Below are 18,620 nucleotides of genomic sequence, written 5' to 3'. Positions count from 1 at the left end.
GTTCAGCCAAACAGGGTCTTGCAAAACTGCTTCATCGGAATGGGGCGGCCGTAGCGATATCCTTGCAGATAGTCAACGTGGCGAGCCCGCAGGTAGTCCGCCTGCGACTGCTTCTCGACCCCCTCCGCGATCAGGATCAATTCAAGTCGCTTCGCCAGATCAATCACGTTTTCAACGATATGGCTGGAGAGTGCATCCGTACCGATCATCTCTACAAAGCTCCGGTCAATCTTGATTGCATCGACCTGAAACTGCTGCAGATAGGTGAGACTGGAGTGACCGGTGCCAAAGTCATCGATAGCGATCAACACGCCCAGTTTGCGCAACTCGGCAAACATCCGGGCGGTTGTCTCATCAGCCACCAGCAGCTCCCGCTCCGTCAGCTCCAACCCCAAATCAACGGGATTGTCCTTAAACGCGTCGAGAAAGGCCTTGCAGTCAGCCAACAGGTCGAGATCCTGGAAGTGCTTGGCGCTGATATTGAAGCAAAAATGAAACTTTGCCGGCAGCTTGCGGGCATAAGGGGAGAAGTGGTCACGCACCTCGGCCATCAACAGGCTGGTCATGGGCACGATCAGGCCGCTATCTTCCGCCAGCGGGATAAAGCGATCCGGCGAGATCATCCCCTGCTTGGGATGCTGCCAGCGCATCAGCACCTCACAGCCACGCCACTGCTCATCCTCACCGGAGACCACCGGCTGCAGGTAGGGGATAAACTCCTCCTCGATCAACGCCCGCTTGAGCTCCTCCGCTGGTGAGCTGCTACGCCCCATCAGCCTGAAGGTGCCGAATCCAATCAGCAGCGCCAGCAGTGGAGAGAGGATCAAGGTATCTCTGGAGTAGCGCCATGCGTGGCTCAAGTAATCATGCACCGTGATCCGGGTGACGACCTGATAGGGGAAATCGGCCGAAGCGAGGGCAATATAACCCTCTTCTGCCGGAGAGGGCGCCGCCCCGAACTGACCTGAGCCAAACAGTGCCCTCTGCCCCACCACCAGAGCCATCGGGGAGTTCTTGCTGGAGATCTCCAGGGTATTGCGCAGGTAGTAGCCATCCACACCGATCAGCACACTCCCCTTGTCCGTTTCGTGGCGCAGCACGATCAGGGGGCGATCCGGTGTGACCTCATTGCCTGGCAGCAGTTGCAGCCTGCCATCCACATAACTGTCAGGGTTGAAGGGGCCATCGTAGTCACCATAGAGCGAGGTGCAATAGATACGATTTCCTATAGCCAGATTGGCAGAGCGGACATCAGGCACAGTGGCCACCTGTTCGCGCAGCAGTTGTGCCGCCTCCTTGCAGGAGTGACCAAGCATCCCCTCCACATTGATGGCCGCTTGCCGGGCATGGCCGATGGAGCGATCAAACATCATCCGGGCATGCTGCAAGCGTGAATCGGAATCATGCTCTATCTCGGTCACAGTCTGCCAGATAACGGCAACAACCCCCAGCAGCAGGATCCCGCCCCCCATCAGTAGTGCCACCAGAATCCTCGAGTAAAGCTGGCGAAGTTTCAAACGACGAAATGGCATGGCGGCCTCTTTGATGCTCGGATGGTGGGTGACAGCCCCGGTGGACAGGCGAAAGGGTCGCCATAATAGCGATTGAACAACAAATGTCCACCCGACAAAAATCAATCAATTCAAACTATTGTTCAACAATATGTCGCAAGAAGAGGATAGAGTTAACATCAGTCGAATGAACAAAACGTGTCAAACTCGTCCACTTGTTGAAGGAGGACGACGCCATTAGAGTAGAGCAAACGGCAGCAGGAGCGTGCAACGATGAAGATTCTGATTACCGGAGGAACCGGCTTTATCGGCCGCAAGCTGGTTGCCCATCTCAAGGTCAATCACGAGGTCGTGGTATTGAGCAGGCAGGGGAGCCGCGCCTACTCCCTGCTCGGTCACGATATCAAGGTATTGGATAACCTTGACCGGCTCGATGACCTCAATGACGTGGACGCAGTGATCAATCTGGCGGGTGAACCCATCGCCGCCGGACGCTGGAGCGAATCGCGTAAACAGCTGCTCTGCGACAGCCGCTGGCTGCTGACCGAGCAGCTGGTGGATCTCATCAAGCTCTCCACAACGCCGCCCAAGGTGCTGATCAACGCCTCCGCCATCGGCTGGTATGGCAGACAGGGCACCGAAACCCTCGACGAGCAGTGCCGCTCTCCCAACGACGAGTTCACCCACCAACTCTGCCAACAGTGGGAGACCCTGGCACTGGAAGCACAAAGCAAGCAGACCCGGGTCTGTATCGTGCGGATCGGGCTGGTGCTCGGCATGGATGGGGGAGCGCTACCCAAAATGCTCCCCCCATACCGACTCGGACTCGGCGGCCCCATGGGGTCGGGCAGCCAGATGATGAGCTGGATCCATGTGCAGGATCTGGTGCGCGCCATCCTGTTCATACTGGAGCACGAAGAGTGCAGCGGCATCTTCAACGGAACCGCCCCCCATCCGGTCAGCAACCGGGAGTTCAGTGAGACTCTGGCCGCGACCCTGCACCGTCCACACCTCTTCTTCGTCCCGGCGCCGCTGTTGCAACTGGTGATGGGGGAGGCGGCAGATCTGCTGCTGACCGGACAAAAGGTGATACCAACAAGGCTGCAACAGGCCGGTTTTCACTTCAGCTATCCCGAGCTGCCGAGCGCCCTCGCCAATCTGCTGCGCGAGCCCCGCTAACTCACACCTGTTCGCTGCGTCCACTCGTCAGCACCTCGCATAGCAAGCAGCCCGACCAAGGCCGGGCTGCTTGCTTATTGCGGCTGCGCTATTGCACCTTGTGTGTATCGGCTCGCGCTGGCGGGATTACAACAGTCCCTGACCCAGCCCCCGCAGCCGATCGCTCAGGGTGCCAGCCAGCAGCTGGCGCTGCATCCCCTGCCCCGCCAGCGTCACCAACAGCGCCCCCTGAGTCGGCAGACCGAGCCAGATGGCCCAGTGGAACTGCCACAACCCCTCGAACCACCACCACTGCAGGCCAAAGGAACAGAGCTCCACCACCATGGCGGCGCAGAGCCCCGCCAGCGCACCACTGGCCACCAGCTCCCAACGCAGCATCTTTTTCAGCAGTTCGCTGCTGGCACCCAGGGTGCGCATCAGCAGCAGTTCGCGCCGACGCTGAGCCATGCTGGCCTGGGTCTGGGTCAGCAGCACCAGCAGCGCGGCCACTGTCACCAGCCCCAGCATCAGCGCCAGTGCCCGGCTCACCTGCTCCGATACCTGAGTGAGCCGCGCAATCAGGTCATCCACATCGATAAGGCTCACCGTGGGGTGACGGCGGATCAACTCCACCTCGGCAGTGCGCCCCGCCTCGGGCAGCCGGTAGCTGCCAAGCCAGGTACGGGAGAAGGGTGCCAGCAGATCCTCGGAGAAGATCATGTAGAAGTTGGGCCGCATATTGTCCCACTTGATGCTGCGCAGACTGGTGACCCTGGCGCCGAAGCTGCGCCCCTCGATGGTAAAGGCGAGCATGTCCCCCAGCTTGATATCGAGTCGCTTGGCCAACTCGCTATCCACCGACACCTCGCCGGACCCGGCAAGCCACTTCCCGGCCACCAGCTTGTTGTCGGTTGGCAGGGTAGCCGTGGTGGTGAAGTTGAGCTCCCGATCTACCCCCTCGCGGCCACTGCTGGCCCCCTCGCCCACCGCCTCACCGGCAATATGGGTCAGCCTGCCGCGCACCATGGGATAGAAATCGGAGGTGGTGGCCCCGGCCGCCGCCAGTTCGCTCAGGATCCCCTCCCGTTCGTTCTCGGCCACATTGACCAGAAAACGGTTGGGCGCATCGACGGGGAGACGGGCCGAAAACTCATCCAGCAGATCGACCCTGGCTGCCCAGAGCAAGCCAAACAGCATCAATGCCAGCGCAAAGCCAGCCAACTGAAACAGGCCGCTGCTGCGCTCGCGCGACAGGTGGGCCAGCGCCAGCCGCAAGGCATGAGGCCCGCTCACTTTCGTCCCCAGCCGCAACATCAGCGCCGCCAGCAGGGCCAACAGCCCCATCAGCAAACCCATGCCCCCCACCAGCCCCAGCGCCAGCCGCACATCGGCGGTAAAGCCCCAGACCAGCGCAAACAGCCCGAACAGGCCGACCGGCAGGGCCAGCCAGGGGGGAATCCCCGCCTCCAGCTCCCGGCGCAATACCCGCAGCGGCGGCACCTTCAGCAGCCGCAAGAAGGGCACAAAAGCGAGCAGCAGGGTGATAAAGAGCGCCACCGCCACCCCCAGCACAAAGGGGCGCCAAGAGGGGGGCGGCAGATCCGGCGGCAGCAGGTCCCCCAGCAGTTGCAAGGTGATCCACTGCATGGCAGTGCCCGCCACCAGACCCAGCAACGCGCCGATCAGCGTCAACGACAGCAGCAGGGTTCCCATCAGTTGCCAGAGCGAGCGACGGGATGCCCCCAGGGTTTTGAGCAGCGCCACCATATTGGTCTGGCGCTCGGCAAAGTGGCGCACAGCGATCCCCATCGCCAACGCCCCCAGCAATACCCCGCTTAGGGAAGCAAGCCGGAAGAAACGCTCGGCATTGGCCAGCGAGCGGCCGACACGGGATTCGCTGTCATCCGGTTTGATCCACTTCTGTCCGGCCTGCAACTGCGGCAATAGCCACTGTTCGTAACGAGCAAGCGACTCTCGCGGCCCCTTGAACAGATAGCGCCACTGCTGGCGGCTGCCGGGGAGCAGAGCGCCGGTCGCCTCGATATCAGCGCTATGGATCAGTGCACGCGGCGCCAGCAAGAAGGGGCTGAAACCCTGATCCGGTTCCTCGCCAAGCAGACCGGCCACCTTGAGCACCGTATTGCCCACCTCCAGCTCATCCCCCGTTTTGGCCTTAAGCAGCTGCATCACCCGGGCGGAGAGCCAGATCTCGCCGGGGGCCGGGGCGCGGGCAGGTTCCAGAGTGAGCTTGCCATAGAAGGGAAAACCATCGGGCACCGCCCGAATGGAGGCGAGCTGCAACGCATCGCCATGAAACAGCATGCTGTTGAAGCTGACGGTGATCTGCACCGCCAAGCCATCCTGTTTCGCTCGTTCCAGCCAACCATCCGGCAGGGCGGCGGCGGTGCGCAGCACCCGATCCGCTCCGATAAAGTCGCGGCCAGACGCCTTGAGTCCGGCATCGAGCCGATCCGCCACCAATGCCACACTCAAGACACACGCCACGCTAAGCGCAAGCGCCAGCACAAACCAGCGCAGCTCGCCGCTGAAACCTTCCCGGCGCAGCAGTCGCCATCCCAATCGCCACGGCATCATCCCTTGCATCTCCCGCCTGACCCGCAGCTCACCCCGTTACACCACATCATGGGCCACCTCGAGATCCAGTCTGCCCGCCGTCATGACCAGTTGCCGCTGGCAACGCTCGGCCAGCTGATGATCATGGGTCACTACCACTAGCGTGGTGCCGTGCTTGCGATTGAGTTCAAACAGCAGCTCGATCACCTTCTCGCCGGTCTTGCTGTCGAGGTTGCCGGTCGGCTCGTCTGCCAGCAGCAGGCTGGGACGGGTCATAAAGGCGCGAGCGATGGCCACTCGCTGCTGCTCGCCGCCAGAGAGCCGTGGCGGCAGATGGTGCAACCGCTCGCCAAGCCCGACAGCCGCCAACAGCTCGCGGGCCCTCGGCTCGCAGTGGCGCTCGCCACGCAGCTCGGCAGGCAGCATCACATTCTCCAGCGCAGTCATGGTCGGGAGCAGCAGGAACGACTGGAACACAAAGCCGATCTGCTCGGCGCGCAACCGGGCCCGCCCCTCCTCATCCAGCTCGCCCAGGGATTTGCCGAGGATTTCGATATCCCCCTGACTCGGCAGATCGAGCCCGGCCAGCAGCCCCAGCAGGGTGGACTTGCCGGAGCCGGAGGCACCGACCAGAGCCACCGTCTCGCCACTATTGACTTGCAGATCGATCCCTTCAAGGATGGTGAGGCTTTCCTGGCCGAGGCGAACCGATTTGCCGAGGCCCTTGACGACAATAATGGGGGTTGAACTCATGCTCTGTATCCTTTGTTCCAATCCCTTGATGACAATCCATAGCGGGAGTTGAATTGATGGTGCGTATTCTGTTTGCCTTGTTTGTTGGCCTCGGCAGCCTGCTCTCGTCGGCTCAGGCCCAGACCCTACTGGTGCTGGGTGACAGTCTGAGCGCCGGCTATCAAATGCAGGCTGAGCAGAGCTGGCCTGCCCTGCTCAACCAGAAATGGCAGGAGGAGGGGGGCAAACACACCCTGCTCAATGCCAGCATCAGCGGTGAAACGACACAAGGGGCGCTGGCCCGTCTGCCTGCGCTGCTGAAGGAGCACAAGCCAGACTGGCTTCTGATCGAACTGGGGGGCAACGATGGCCTGCGTGGCTTCGCGCCGACCATTACCCGCCAGAATCTGGCCAGCATGATCGCGCTCGCCAAGGAGCAGCAGACCCGTGTGGTGTTGACCCAAATCCAGCTGCCCCGCAACTACGGTGCCCGCTATCTGCGCCAGTTCGAACAGATCTTTCCCGAGTTGGCCCAGGCTAACGATCTGCCCCTGCTGCCCTTCTTCATGGATGATATTGCGCTGCGCCCTGAACTTATGATGAACGATGGTATTCATCCCACCCCTGCGGCCCAGCCCAAGATCCGCGACAAGGTAGCCGGTTTTATTGAGCCCCTTATGGAGCCATAAGAAACATCTCCCCCTGTTTAACTCAGCAGCAGGCTGTTCATCAGGGCCCGCAGTTTGAGTGGTTTGACCGGTTTGCTGATGTAGCCATACCCCCGCTCGCGGATCTGCGCCTGCAACTCGCTCTTGCGATCGGCACTGATGATGATGCCTCCCAGCTCGTCGCCACACACCCGTTGCAGGGCAGCGAGCGCCTCCAACCCGGTCTTGCCATCGTCGAGGTGGTAGTCAGAGAGCACCAGTCTCGGTACAAACCCCTCCGCCACCAGCGCCTCGGCTTCGGCCAGATCGACGGCGCAGCGCACCTCGCAGCCCCAACGGCCGAGCAGGGTGCTCATGGCGGTCAGAATGTCCCGCTCGTTGTCGATACAGAGCACGGCCACCCCCTCCAGCTGGCTGTCGCGCGCCACCGGCGCCGCCAGCTGATGGGCCGTGACCGGCCGGGTCGCCAGATTGAGGGTCACCGCAAAGACCGATCCCTTGCCCGGCCAGCTCTGCAATGTGAGCTGATGACCGAGCACCTGCGAGATGCCACGGGCGATGGCGAGCCCCAGACCCAGCCCCTGCTCCTTGGCGGTGCGGGAGTGATCGAGGCGGGAGAACTCGTCAAAAATAGCCTCCTGCTTGTCCTGCGGGATGCCGGGGCCGTTGTCCCATACCTCGATGCGGATCTTCTCCCCCATCCGGCGACAACCGAGCAGCACCCGGCCACCCGGGTTGTAGCGAAACGCATTGGTGAGGAAGTTCTGCAGCACCCGACGCAGCAGCCGCACATCGCTGTGTACCGCATGCTTGCTCTCCACCACCGAGAAGTGGATCCCCCCCGCCTGCGCCAGCACGCCAAACTCCGCCTTGAGGTTGTCGAGCAGATCGCGCAGGGCAAAGTCGAGCTTCTTGGCCTTGAACTTGCCCGCTTCGAGCCGCGAGATATCGAGCAGATCGGTGATGAGATCCTCGGTCGCCCCCAGCGCATCGTCGATATGGCGGGCGATGCGGGCCTGCTCGCCAGCATCTGGCAACATCTCCAGCAGGGAGGAGGTAAACAGCTTGGCAGCATTGAGGGGCTGGGTCAGATCGTGGCTGACCGCCGCCAGAAAACGGCTCTTGGATTGATTGGCCCGCTCCACCTGCTGGTTCACCAGCAGCAGCTGGCGGTTGAGTTCGGAGAGCTCACGGGTGCGCTCGGCCACCCGTGCCTCCAGATGTTCGTTCGCTTCGCGCAGCACCCGCTCCGCATCGCGAAACGGGGTGATGTCGGTAAAGGTCATGACGAAACCACCGGCGGGCATGGGGTTGCCCTGCATCTCGATCACCCGCCCGTCCGGGCGCTCCCGCGCCGAGATATGGGCGCTGCCGCGTTTCATAAAGGCGACGCGCCGCGCCACGTGATCCTCGATATCGCCGGGGCCGCAAAGCCCCTGCTGCGCGTTGTAGCGGATGATCTCTTCAATGGGGCGCCCAGCCTGAATAAGCCCCGGCGGATAGTGGAACAGCTCGATGTAGCGGCGGTTCCAGGCCACCAGCCGAAGCTCCCTATCCACCACCGAGATCCCCTGCCCGATATGCTCGATCGCCCCCTGCAACAAGCCTCGGTTGAAGCGAAACACGTCGGAGGCCTCATCGACTATGGTGGCGATCTCCTCGAGCTGCATGTTGCGCCCCTGCAGGGCAGAGGCAAGCACCAGCCGTGCCGACGAGGTGCCAAACACCCCCGCCAGCAGCCGTTCGGTGTGGGCAATCAGCTCGGCCGAGGCCTGCATCTGCGGAGCAAGGGTGCCGCCCCGCTCACCGGCGAAGCGACCAAAAGCGCGCTTGACCCGGCTTGAGCCGACAAAACGAGCCGCCAGCATCTCCAGCTCCTTGACCGAGACCCGCGCCTGATAGAGGGCGGCGGTATCGCGGCTCGGCTTGCCGACAAAGTTGGCCGCCTGCAGCCGCTCGCTCACCGCAGGGCGCGACAGAAGCGAGCCTGCCACATAGCCGAGCAGGTTGAAGAGCAGGCTCAGGAAGATGCACCAGGCCCCGAGACTCAGCTCGCGAAACGCGGGCCAGTCCGGTGGCGCCAGCAGCTCGGCCAGCGGTGAACCGGCCAGCAGCCCGCTCTCCACCAGCAGAGTCACGAACCAGAGGCTCACTCCGAGGCTCAACCCAAGATAGACCCCCTTGCGATTGCCGTGGCGCCAGTAGAGACCGAGCAGCAGAGCCGGCGCAAACTGGGCCACCGCGCCAAAGGAGAGGTAACCGATGCGCGACAAGCTGGTGAGATCGCCGAGCCATAGGTAGAGCCCCCAGGCCGCCAGCAAGATCAGCAGGATGGCGCCACGGCGCACCTGCAACAGCAGCCGTACCAGCCGCTCGTCGCGTCCCTGCCGCCAGAAGCGGCGCAGCAGCACCGGCAGCACCAGATCGTTGCTCACCATTATCGCCAGTGCGATGGTGCAGACGATCACCATGCCGGTGGCCGCCGAGGTGCCGCCGAGAAACGCCAGCATCGCCATGCCATCGAACCCGAGGGCCATCGGCAGACTGATCACATAGGTATCGGAGGCCATGTCGGCCCCGACCCACTGCTTGCCCGCCAGCGCCAACGGCCAGATAAAGAGCCCCATAACGAACAGGTAGAGCGGGAAGATCCAGCGCGCCCAGTGCAGATCCTGCCCCTGATTGTTCTCCACCACAGTCACATGAAACTGGCGCGGCAGGCAGATGACGGCGCACATGGCCACCAGGGTGTAGATGGCGAGCTCCAGCAGGTTGCCGGGGCTCACCGCCATCACCTGCGCAAAGAAGTCGCGGGTCACCTGTTCGTGAGCCTCGCCCGGTTTGCTCAGGATCAGCCAGAGGGCGAAGCCCCCCACCGCGATAAAGGCCAGCAATTTGACCACCGACTCGAAGGCGATGGCCACCACCATCCCCCTGTGGTGCTCGGTGGCATCGAGATGGCGAGTACCGAACAGGATGCTGAACAGCGCCAGCAGCAGAGTGACCCCGAGCGCCAACTCGCTGGTATTGCTGGTCGGGCTGATGCCGCCGCTGTTGACCATCAGCAGATCCAGCCCGGTGACGATGGCTTTGAGCTGCAACACCAGATAGGGGAGGATCCCCATGATGGCGATGAGGGCGATCACCATGGCGAGCCGCTGGGATTTGCCGTAACGAGCGGCGATAAAGTCGGCGATGGAAGTGATGTGTTCCCGTTTGGCTACCAGAATAAGGCGGGCCAGCAGCCGCCAGCCAAACAGAAAGACCAGCATGGGGCCAAGGTAGATGGGCACCGGCGACCAGGGCGATTCACTCGCCTGCCCCACTGTGCCGAAGAAGGTCCAGGAGGTGCAGTAGACCGCCAGCGACAGGCTGTAGAGCAGCGGTTGTCCCTTGAGACGGTGCCGTTTGTGCTTGTCTGCCACGAAGGCGATCAGAAACAGCAGCCCCAGATAGGTGAGCGACAATCCGATCAGCAACCATCCCTGGTGCATCGATAACTCCTTGTCCATGTTGAGTTTTTGTATACAACCTCGCCAGTCTAGAGAGGCTGCAGCCAAAAGTCATCCCCTTCGGACAGATTGAAATTATCGTTTTTCAATAAGTTTAGCCTTGACTCTATATCGCAAAACGATAAACACTAGCGTCTGTTTATTGATAAACAATAATTTCATGCGCGCACGCTCCATCTTTTTTCTCTTTCAAGCAAGAGGTGAAACGATGAAACACCATACGCTCGGACACATCAGCGACCTTATCGAATGGTGCCTGCTGCTGACCCTGCTGGCAGCACCGTTCATGGCCCTAATCTTTCTGTCACATTCCATCTGGAGATAAACGATGAAACACAACAAGCTCGAACGAATGAGCGGCCTAATCGAGTGGGTTCTGCTATTTGCACTGGTGGCCACCCCACTTATGACCGTCATGGGAGCCTGGTCACACCTGTTGGGTGGCAACGACTATCTGCATCAGGAGCTGGTCGATGCCCTGGCAGTGAATGACGGTTCCACACTCAGTAATGTCCCACTGAACATGCCCTCACCAGTAGTGACCACTACGGCCCCCTCGATTGCCGACTACCCCCTCAATATGGGTACCCGCCTGCTGGCGACCTTGGTCATGCTGCTGCCTGATGTAGTTTTCATGCTCATCCTGTGGCAACTGCTCCAGCTGTTTCGTGGCTATCGATGCGCCATGCTGTTCACCTTCGACCAGATCCGTCGTTACAAAATGATCGGACTGCTGCTGTGTGCCAGTTTCATCGCCGAGATCATCACCACGCCACTGCTGGATATAGCGCTCACTCTGCAAGGCCCTGAACTGCACGGCACCATCAATATCAGCTCCTCAAACTTTCAGTTGCTGCTGGCCGGATTGATCGTCTCGGCGCTGGCACTGGTCATGCGCGAGGCCAAACTGCTGGCCGATGAACAGCAACTGACGGTGTGAGGAACATATGCCCATTATCATCCGCCTCGATGCCCTGCTGGCCGAGCGCAAAATGACCGCCCGCGAGCTGGCCCAGCGCATCGACATCACCGAGGCCAATCTCTCGATCCTCAAGAATGGCCACGCCAAGGCGGTGCGCTTCTCCACTCTGGAGGCCATCTGCCGTGAACTCAATTGCCAGCCCGGCGATCTGCTGGGCTACGAGCAGGAGCACTAACCCCTTATGAGTCGTCATATCACCCTGTTTGCCCTGTGGCTGCTGCCGCTGTGGGCCTGCGCTGGCAATGACGCGAGCGGCCCCCGCTATCTTATCGAGCGGGGCGCCAGCGCCAATGTGCTGCAAGTGCGCCTCACCATGCAGGGCAAGCCCCCTTTTACCCTGCTCCCCGCTCGTCAGTTGCCGGGCAGTGCCACGCCGGTTTCCCCCGCGCTGGTCTGCCTTGCAGACAACCAGCCGGTTGCCCTCAACCAGCCCTTCTCCTGCAAAGAGGTTGGCTGGCAGATCACGCTCACACCGGCTCCGACAGTGGGTGCGGATGCCTCGGCCCAACAGTCGCTTCTGTTCGCTCCCAACCAGTGGCTATTGACCGAATGGGGTAACTTTGTGCGCCAGCAGGGGAGTCGCCAAGGGAAGGTGTGTCTGCCGGATGGCAGCTGCCAACCGTTGCCGGATGTCAACCAGCCACCGCTGATCCTGCCATTTGGTCTGCAAACTGTGCCCGTCACCAAGCCGGATCCGCGGCTGGTGCTGAGCCATGACGAGACCGCCAACCAGCTCGATCTGCCGGCCTTGCAGCAACAACTGAATGAGATCATCGACTATCTGGCCTTTCAGCTCGACGTGGCCCCGCCCACTCACCCGTGGCAACTGGTGTGGCTGGGGCGAGATGTGGCGACCCGCTCCCTTGGCGGCGCAGCCGGGGTTCAGGTGTTTGTCGCCAACTACCCCACCGAGGCTGGCAAACCGACGCCACAGGCCCCCTTGCGCCTGCTGCGCACCTCGGCCCACGAGGCGGTACATATCCTCAGCGCTCGCCGCGCAACTCCACAGCCCACCTGGATCAACGAGAGCCTCGCCGAATACCTTGCCATCAAAGCGCTGCGCCGCTTTCGGCTGCATCAAGTCACGGCGGTCAACGAGCTGGCCGAGCGGGGCAAACTGCTACCCCATAGCGAGAGCGGCCTCTATCGGGCAGCTCGCGAGGTGCTGGCGGGCGATCGCTCCTACTACCCGCTCTTTTACGTCAAGGGGAGCGCCTTCTGGGAAGCGCTGGAGCGGGAGTTGCAACACAATGACGTGACGCTGGCGCAACTGCTGCCCCAACTGGGCTGGCTGCCGGATGGCCGCTTTGATGCTGCATCCAATGAGCTGCTTGCCGGCACCATCGGCTCGGATACCTGGCGCCGTCTCAGCCGCCTCTATCTTGGCGAGCAGCAGTAGCGCCACAAACCGCACTAACGAAAAAGGGAGAGCCGTGGCTCTCCCTTTTGTTAGGTGAAATAGACAAATATCAGGCTGGAGCACTCTCCTGCGCAGACGGCGCAAAGGGGCGCAGCCGCAGGAAGAAGACCGGCAAGACCACCAGCACCATCAGGAAGAAGATGCCACCGCCGAGAGGCTCGAACAGCACGCCGCAGAGCGCCATCAGGGCCGCCACCGTCATGCCGAGGCCAAGGGCCGCATAGAGCGCCTGAGTCGGGATCAACTGCTCGGCCGGTAGCTGACGGGTCATAAAGCGCACCGCCCCCAGATGGCTCATACCGAACGTCACCGAGTGGAGCAACTGCCCCAGTACCAGCACCCACAACTCGGTCGAGGCACCCAGCAATACCCAGCGCACCACACAACCGATGGCACCGGCGATAAAGAGACTCTGGGCGCCAAAGCGTTGCAGGAAACGCTTGTCGGCGGCAAACATACAGATCTCCGCCACCACCCCGAGCGCCCAGAGATAGCCGATGATGGTGCCGCTATATCCTTGTGCCTTCCAGTAGATGGCGCTGAAACCGTAATAAGCGGCGTGGCTCCCCTGCAGCAGCGCTGTCAGCAACAGGAAGCGGCGCACCGACGCGCTGCGCAGGGTTGCCAGCAAGGACGCCTTGGCCCGCTCGCCCTGACTATCCTGTGGCGCCGGATAAAGCGGCAGCCAGCTGAGCAGCAGCATCAGCACCAGCCCCGCCACCATGGTGTGCAAAATCCAGTCACTACCGAAGTTGCCCACCAACGCCCCCACCAGGGTCGAGGCGACAATAAATGCAAAGGAGCCGCACAGCCGCACCTTGCCGTAATCGAGGTGCGCCTGCACCACCATGCGGGTCGCCAGCGCCTCCCCCACTGGCATCAGGGTCGGATAGATAAAGTTCGCCAGCAGGGTCAAGCTCACCAGCCACCAGAGGTTATGACTGAGGTAGAAACCGAGAAAGGCCAGCAGACTGAGCAGGGAGAGCAACCGGGTAACCGGCAGCAGATGGCCCGCCCCCTTGATCTGCCCCATCACCATCAGGTTGCCGGCAAAGCGGATCGCCATCCCCGCCCCCAGCAGGAGACCAATCATCTCGGCGCTGACGCCCACCCCCTCCAGCCAGAGCGACCAGAACGGCAAGTAAGCACCGTAGACAAAATAGAAGGCGCCGAAAAAGAGCGCTAACCAGGAAAACGCGGGCATAGATCCTCTGCAACCGGATGACGGGAGCAGAATGATAACCCATCCGCCCCCATAGATCCCGATGGAAACCCCGCGAAGAAAACGAAAAAACTTCAATAAAATTGAACTATTACCGAAGGTACAGGGTCTACTTGGTAACACCTCCTCCTGGTTAGTGTTGCAATCCTTCCACCCGCCCATGGCGGGTTTCTTTTTTGTCCCCTAATCAATTTTCTTCATCACTAGGATCTGCATCTCGCATTCAAACTGCGTTGTTGCCTAAATCGATGCAGTTTGAAGGGAACTTACTGAGGACTCGGTGATCTGATCACCACCATCCTCTTCAAATCTGCATCATGGGCTCGTCGCTTCACCCCATCAGCAACTGGCCTCAATACAACAAGTCTTTGATTAACCGTGGTTCCCTCACCTTCTGGGTTGATGCTGGCGCCATGGATAACTGGTTCCACCACGACCATCATGGGCGCCGGGGCCGCAGTCAGCTCTACACCGACCAGACCATCTGTACCTTCCTGATGCTCAAGGGGATTTTTAACCTCACTCTGCGGGCCACTCAGGGACTACTCGATTCTCTGTTCGAGTTGATGAACATACCGCTTTGTGCCCCGATTACAGTTGTGTAAGCAGCGGGCCCGCACGGTGACGGTGGCTTATCGACAGCCCCCAAAAGGACGTATTACCGATTTGGTTATCGACTCAACCGGGCTGAAGGTATTTGGTGAAGGCGAGTGGAAGGTCAGAAAACACGGCGCCGAGAAGCGGCGAGTCTGGCGCAAGTTGCATCTGGCAGTAGACCCGGCCACTCACGATATCGTGGCGGCGGAAATCTCGCTGGAGAATGTCCATGATGTCGAGGTGTTGCCCACCTTGCTCAACCCTCTGCGGCGTAAGCTGGGACATGTTTATGCGGATGGCGCCTATGACAGCAAAGCCAGCCATCAGCTTATCTTGCGCAAAGGGGCAACAGCCTGTATCCCACCTCGCAAAAGCGCGGGGTTATGGAAAAAAGGACACGCAAGAAATGACGCGGTGCTGGTGATGCGCAAGGAAGGGCTGGCGCACTGGAAGAAGATATCGGGGTATCACCGTCGCTCACTGGCAGAAACAGTGATGTATCGGTTTAAGCTGTTGCTGGCGGGGAAAATCAGTCTGCGGAACTACAACGGCCAAGTGGGAGAAGTCATGGCTTATGTAAGCGCCATAAATAAACTGAATACCCTTGGTCTACCTGTCAGAAAGCCCCGAGTGTAGCGGTAACCATGAGCTGGTGAAGTCATGACTTGCTCGTTGATTTGGGCAACAACGCCTAAAAAAGGCCATATAAAATATGACCTCAGTCTCTATAAATTCCATTTATATACTACGAGTAATCTACAATACCCATGTCATAATTCATTTTATATTCTCGAACAATTTAACACTTTCCACTACCTGGCTAACGGTCATCTTTGACTTTTCAACAAACGCTGGCCAATTATATGATTTTGTGACAACATCCCATGAATAATATTCATGGCCGGAATCGACAACCCTGATTTTTATAATACTCCAACTTTCATCTTCACAATGTGATTTTTTATCATAATCACTTTGTGTAAAGCATGCTTTTATCCGCTCTTGTGAATAAAATGGGACATCTGATACAACTGGATTATATGAATTATCGCCATTAAGCATGAAAAAATCTGCTACTTGCTCAATTCTACCGCCTCCAGAGTAGGCAGCACTCCATTTTGTTACCAATGCTATTGCATTTTTTGTTTTACTTACTGGGTATAAAGCAGGAAATATTTCAGTTCCATCAAAAGTTAAATCTTCATCACCCAACTCATTACTTTTATTTACTTTACTAAAATCCCATTCATTTACGACCCGATACTTTCCATTTTTAAGTTGCATTTGGGTAAGTTTAGGCCCTGGTCCAGTAGCATATAATCCAACAGACTCTCCATTAAGCGCCCATATTTTCACTCCTTTTTTACAAAGGTCAGTATGACTGCATACTAATGCATAGTCACTACTTTTAATACTTAAAGCTGTAAAGGGAGATGGCTTTATTTCATTAGCGATAACGCTGCTCGAGAAAAAAAACACAAAAAACATGTGGAAGATATATTTCATAGCATCACCTATCATTGTTTTACTTTATCACGGAGAGACGTAATTCTTTTCTCTATGGCAATAACTGTCTTTTTATCATTCTTAGCCTTATATAAGGCCAAGGCTCGCTGATAAGCATTTAAAGCCTCTCCGCTATTTTTCCCTGTACCTTTAACATTGATTAACTCAGGGTCATGATATCGTCCCCAACTATATGCATAAACACGATAATTATAAATCTCACTATTTGAGAACGAAAACATCCCATTCTTTATCTTTGATGACATATGTTGTGCGTTTAATATAGCAACAATATCATTAAACTTACTCAATCTATCGAGGTAACCATTAAAGCCACCATTAATAAGTGCAACAACCATGTTAAAATCATCACACTTTGCATACTTTGACACATTTTTATATACATTGTAAAACCAAAAGGCCGACTTTATGCAATGAGGGAACTTTTCAAGTTTTTCCCTAGCAGTATCACTTGATGTATAATCTTCCCCTGTGTAACTTTCATATTTTGCATATATTTCCTGCCAAGTGATTTGAATAAAACCTCGACCAAACCATGGTGAATATGGTTGACTTGAACCACCATACTCAACCGTTTGTATAAAACCATCACTCTCATGATAACATTGAGCAAGAAAATGGGCTTTTTCTCTGCATGTGGACATATTGAACCTTTTGAAGCCAGCATTTATCTCTGGCAAATATAGTTCTAATCTTTTCTTATCTATCTTAGGTGCGATCTGGGCAAGTTCATCAATAGTAATGTCACGTTCGCATGCACAACCAGTATATTTATCTTCAATAAGTCTCATCATCCCAGCAGGATGAATAAACCAAGGTTTGGTATCACCCAATATGTTACTGGCATCGTCCATCCACGCCATATTGTTGTGTACCTGCATGGCATATTCATAGAGCTTTGGCTGCTTAGCCAACTCCTGTTTTAAGCGCGGCCACTCCTGGCTTGGCTTTACCCATTCACTTTTGTGCTTGATAAACAACATCCGCAACTTGCCCGCCAACTCCTCATCGGCCAGCGCGGCCTTGATATCATTGCCGCTCAGGGTGCCATCGTTGTCCCTGTCTGTCACCAGCTTGTCATAGAGGGTACTAAAAAATTTGCTCGCCTCTTTCTGCTGCTGATCTTCACTCTCGGTATCTGCCTTGTCCAAAAAGCCATCTTCATCGCTGCTGCCATCGACCAGTTTGACGCCCAGCTTGTGCCAGTCATGCTGGCTGATGACTTCGACATCACCGCCCTGCAACACAAACTCGCCAGCCAACTCCCCGTCCGCAGCAGTCCTCTCACGCACCTTCACAAAATTGTTGGCACCATGAGTGACAATATCAGACTCTTTCACCGCCAACGGTAAGACCTGCGGCCCAAAATTAGCAACCTCGTGAAAACCATGCTGGCTATCGTTGGTGAGGCGATAGGTGGTCACTTCTTTTTTTACTAGCAGGTAGCCTTGGCCACCGGTTACTCGCGCCTTGTTATTGATGCAATCTTCAAGCGCCTGTTTGTCGCTCTCTGACACAAACACCTCAAAGTGCACGGCTTTGCTGTCGGCGTCTTTCTCGAAACCGCTGGCACCGGCAGTGGCTAGCTCATGCTCCCCCCAATGACCGATGATCTCTCCGGCCTGCACCGGTATCGGATTTGCGCTGCGGTTAACAACCGGCGCATCGTCTTTGAATTCGACTGGGGTACTCGGTTCTGCGGTCAGTCCGGCCCCCATCTTGCTTTTTGCCAACCAGCCAACGGCACCTTTGCCAGCATTGGTCATCACCTGATTGGCACTGTCTTTGACTGTGCCGCTGCCCGTCTTGAACACCTGTACTTTACGAAACTCTGTCGTGCCGCCATTGAGGTTCACCATCTGTGGTGGCTCAGTGGATACCACCACCTCACTGCCAGCAGGCAGCCCCATGCTACCCACTGTGGTGTCAGCAGTTTTACGTAACCATGTATTACTCGGGACCTTGTGGCGGGCCGGTTTGCCTTCTGGTGGGGTCATCCACGTCGGCTTTTGCGGATATTCATGCTGTAACTGGCTCTGTGCGATATAGAACGGGCTGTTCGGTTCATCGACGTAGTGCACCAGAAAATAATTGTGGGCTTCATCCCTGTGGTTGAGCAGGTTGCTCGGGGTTTGCTGGAGCAACTTCACCTCAGCACCTGTTTTGGCATACACAGGACTACTGCCCGACAGTCGGCGTGTCAGCTTTAGGGGGTCTCCCTGCGCCACCGGTTCATAGGTGGAGACACCCGAGCCCTTGACGGTAACTCGCGCCGCCTCGGGACTGTTGTAGCTGTTCTCGCAGGCGATGTGCATGTAGAGGCTGTAGAACGTCAGGCGATTCTTGTTCTGCTCTCCGCCTTCGTAGCGATGACGAACCAGACAAAACGAAGGGGAGGTATGTAGCTCAATATCGTCTCCTGGCTTTCCTGCTTCGGGGCTGCGGGTTGCCTTGGCCGGTTTGGTCGCCAGTCGGTAGGCCACAATCTCCCCGTCAGCAATCGCGCGCACTGCTCCGCTCGGGTGCCAGCCTCCGCTTTTACTGAAATGGATACCACCGTGCCAAATGCGGTTACGGCCTATCGGGAAGGTACCGCTCTTGAGACCATTGATCTTCTTGATAAATTCATCGAGGGATGCAATCTCGCTGGAGCCATTTTCACCCGCCAGTTGCATGGGATAGACGATTTTCATCTTTGTCATTCAATCCTAAGTTAT

At 57.9% G+C, this 18,620-nt stretch carries 12 protein-coding genes and 1 pseudogene; 6 read left to right on the top strand and 7 right to left on the bottom strand.

What is annotated here, in order from left to right; translation table 11 throughout:
- Positions 1–2: 2 nt before the first annotated feature.
- Complete coding sequence (locus G5193_RS04275) at positions 3–1,532, bottom strand: EAL domain-containing protein (RefSeq protein ID WP_144714306.1); 1,530 nt, start codon at positions 1,530–1,532, stop codon at positions 3–5.
- Positions 1,533–1,784: 252 nt separating this feature from the next.
- On the opposite strand from G5193_RS04275, the gene G5193_RS04270 reads away from it, so the two are divergent.
- Positions 1,785–2,690, top strand: coding sequence for a TIGR01777 family oxidoreductase (locus tag G5193_RS04270; protein ID WP_144714304.1), 906 nt, complete (start codon positions 1,785–1,787; stop codon positions 2,688–2,690).
- A 126-nt stretch (positions 2,691–2,816) separates the two neighbouring features.
- Here the strand turns inward: G5193_RS04270 and G5193_RS04265 are convergent, their stop codons facing one another.
- A complete protein-coding gene (locus G5193_RS04265) occupies positions 2,817–5,264 on the bottom strand; it encodes an ABC transporter permease (protein WP_421205069.1) in 2,448 nt (815 codons plus the stop codon).
- Between the two features lie 36 nt (positions 5,265–5,300).
- Positions 5,301–5,996 (bottom strand): ABC transporter ATP-binding protein, encoded by a 696-nt coding sequence (locus tag G5193_RS04260; RefSeq protein ID WP_216952998.1) that lies wholly within the window; start codon positions 5,994–5,996, stop codon positions 5,301–5,303.
- Between the two features lie 56 nt (positions 5,997–6,052).
- On the opposite strand from G5193_RS04260, the gene G5193_RS04255 reads away from it, so the two are divergent.
- A complete protein-coding gene (locus G5193_RS04255) occupies positions 6,053–6,664 on the top strand; it encodes an arylesterase (protein WP_227342045.1) in 612 nt (203 codons plus the stop codon).
- Positions 6,665–6,681: 17 nt separating this feature from the next.
- On the opposite strand, the gene G5193_RS04250 is transcribed toward G5193_RS04255, so the two are convergent.
- On the bottom strand, positions 6,682–10,137 hold the full coding sequence (locus G5193_RS04250; RefSeq protein WP_421205067.1) for a NahK/ErcS family hybrid sensor histidine kinase/response regulator: 3,456 nt from the start codon (positions 10,135–10,137) through the stop codon (positions 6,682–6,684).
- Positions 10,138–10,483: 346 nt separating this feature from the next.
- Here G5193_RS04250 and G5193_RS04245 point away from each other — a divergent pair, with 346 nt between their 5' ends.
- The 3 genes from G5193_RS04245 to G5193_RS04235 are packed head-to-tail and all read left to right on the top strand — an operon-like array spanning position 10,484 to position 12,536.
- Positions 10,484–11,095 (top strand): DUF2975 domain-containing protein, encoded by a 612-nt coding sequence (locus tag G5193_RS04245; RefSeq protein WP_421205065.1) that lies wholly within the window; start codon positions 10,484–10,486, stop codon positions 11,093–11,095.
- A gap of 7 nt (positions 11,096–11,102) precedes the next feature.
- Positions 11,103–11,312 (top strand): helix-turn-helix domain-containing protein, encoded by a 210-nt coding sequence (locus G5193_RS04240; RefSeq protein WP_201949611.1) that lies wholly within the window; start codon positions 11,103–11,105, stop codon positions 11,310–11,312.
- A gap of 6 nt (positions 11,313–11,318) precedes the next feature.
- Complete coding sequence (locus G5193_RS04235) at positions 11,319–12,536, top strand: hypothetical protein (protein WP_266134371.1); 1,218 nt, start codon at positions 11,319–11,321, stop codon at positions 12,534–12,536.
- A gap of 70 nt (positions 12,537–12,606) precedes the next feature.
- Here the strand turns inward: G5193_RS04235 and G5193_RS04230 are convergent, their stop codons facing one another.
- A complete protein-coding gene (locus G5193_RS04230; protein ID WP_421205063.1) occupies positions 12,607–13,761 on the bottom strand; it encodes a 3-phenylpropionate MFS transporter in 1,155 nt (384 codons plus the stop codon).
- Positions 13,762–14,096: 335 nt separating this feature from the next.
- Between G5193_RS04230 and G5193_RS04225 the strand changes: the two are divergent.
- Positions 14,097–15,012: pseudogene (locus G5193_RS04225) on the top strand (IS5 family transposase).
- Positions 15,013–15,153: 141 nt separating this feature from the next.
- Here the strand turns inward: G5193_RS04225 and G5193_RS04220 are convergent.
- Positions 15,154–15,882: a hypothetical protein gene (locus tag G5193_RS04220; RefSeq protein WP_421205061.1), complete on the bottom strand. Its 729-nt coding sequence runs from the start codon at positions 15,880–15,882 to the stop codon at positions 15,154–15,156.
- An 11-nt stretch (positions 15,883–15,893) separates the two neighbouring features.
- Entirely contained in the window at positions 15,894–18,605 is a 2,712-nt protein-coding gene (locus tag G5193_RS04215; RefSeq protein WP_421205059.1) for a glycoside hydrolase family 19 protein, read from the bottom strand.
- Positions 18,606–18,620 lie beyond the last annotated feature (15 nt).

This window comes from Aeromonas sp. 601027 (assembly GCF_049174455.1).
Classification (GTDB): Bacteria; Pseudomonadota; Gammaproteobacteria; order Enterobacterales; family Aeromonadaceae; genus Aeromonas; species Aeromonas veronii_A.
The sequence above is the reverse complement of the archived record's forward strand: the minus strand, read 5'-3'. Positions and strand labels throughout refer to the sequence as shown.